Source organism: Subtercola lobariae, assembly GCF_014640255.1.
Taxonomy (GTDB): Bacteria; Actinomycetota; Actinomycetes; order Actinomycetales; family Microbacteriaceae; genus Subtercola; species Subtercola lobariae.
The window spans coordinates 1-1,352 of sequence record NZ_BMGP01000015.1; the positions used below are offsets into that span (position 1 = coordinate 1).

At 62.5% G+C, this 1,352-nt stretch carries 2 protein-coding genes; both read right to left on the bottom strand.

Annotation, left to right across the window (positions count from 1 at the left end; genetic code table 11):
• Window positions 1-13: 13 nt before the first annotated feature.
• Complete coding sequence (locus IEX24_RS19320) at window positions 14-943, bottom strand: integrase core domain-containing protein (protein WP_229715613.1); 930 nt, start codon at window positions 941-943, stop codon at window positions 14-16.
• A gap of 17 nt (window positions 944-960) precedes the next feature.
• Window positions 961-1,278: a transposase gene (locus tag IEX24_RS19325; RefSeq protein ID WP_188681419.1), complete on the bottom strand. Its 318-nt coding sequence runs from the start codon at window positions 1,276-1,278 to the stop codon at window positions 961-963.
• Between the last annotated feature and the right edge of the window lie 74 nt (window positions 1,279-1,352).

Here is a 1,352-nt window from a genome sequence, read left to right on the forward strand (position 1 = left end):
ACCGTGTCCCGCGTCAAGTAGTTGGCAGGGTTTCTTCTTTTTCGAAGTTGGGGATGGTGGGGTCGGCGAGGCCGGCGTGAACGTCGGCGGGCCGGTTCCAGGCGATCGCTTCGTGTGGCCGGACGTGGTTGTAGTCGGCTCGGTACGCGCCTATCTGCTCGACAAGGCTGAGGCCGTGCTCGATCTCTTCACGGAACAGCCATTCGTATTTCATCGACCCGAACCCGCGTTCGCGTGACCCGTTCTGGCCAGGCGTCCGCACCCTCGTGCGAACATGCCGAAGCTCTGGATGCGCGGTGATGAACGCCTCGAAACGGAACGATCTGAACGGGCCGCCGTTGTCCGTGACGATCGTGAGCACGGGCCGGATTTCGCCTGTCTCTGGGTCGACGACAGCATCATCGATGAGCGGGTGACCGAGCAGCTGCTCGGCCTCGGTCAGGGCGAGTTCGACAGCAGCGATCGCGTCATGCTGGTTGCTGGTCGGTGAAACATGGCAGTCGTATTCGTACTTCGACCAGTAGTCCCGGCAGCCAGCGATGCGCCACACCCCACCGGTCGTGGTCTCGTAGTCGCTGAAGTCCAGCTGCCAGACCTGGTTCGGGCCTGTGGGTTCTTGGGCGAACGCAGCCTTACGACGTTCGGCGAGTTTCCGGCGTTCGCGCTGGTAATCAGCGGGCAAGATCAGGCCTTCGTCACGCAGCAACCGCAACACGGTCGCCTGCGATACCCGGTGCCCGTCATGCCTTGTCATCGCCCACACCTTCCGGTGACCCCACGCCGGATGCGCTGCTGCGTGCTTGATGACCAACTCCCGGGCACCCACCCTGGCGGGCCTGGGCCATGGCCCTTTCGGCGGCCGTGCGGTGCGGGCTTTCGCCTGCCAGCGTCGCCAAGTGCGTTCGGGCATGTCGATGATTTCGCAGAACCTCGAAGTCGACATGCCCGCATCTTTACGGATCACCTCGAGGTCCTCGAAGGGCCCAAACGGCCCTCAGCGCTCTTCTTCCACACCCGAATCTCGACTGCGGCTTCGCCCAGGGCCTGGGTCAGTTCGCTGACTTCTTCTTCGAGCTGCCGCTCACGCGACGAGGGCTTCGATTTACCTGTCTCGATACCCGCCTTGCCCGCCTCGAGGAACTGGCGTTTCCAGTTCCCGATCGCTTGCTCAGACACCTTCTCACGACGCGCCGCCTCGGCGATCGTGATCTCGTTCTGCAGGATCGACAACACAATACGGAGCTTCTTCTCCGCCGGGATCGTCGGTGGACGACTCATATCAGTTCAGACCTTTCAGCTGGGGCGTTGCATCAGCAACTAACTACCCCTGCCAACAATTCTGACGCGCGACA

Bases quoted from the DNA above. Each gene is read 5' to 3' on its own strand.
- IEX24_RS19320 (WP_229715613.1), bottom strand. From the start codon at position 943: ATGTCGACTTCGAGGTTCTGCGAAATCATCGACATGCCCGAACGCACT.
- IEX24_RS19325 (WP_188681419.1), bottom strand. From the start codon at position 1,278: ATGAGTCGTCCACCGACGATCCCGGCGGAGAAGAAGCTCCGTATTGTG.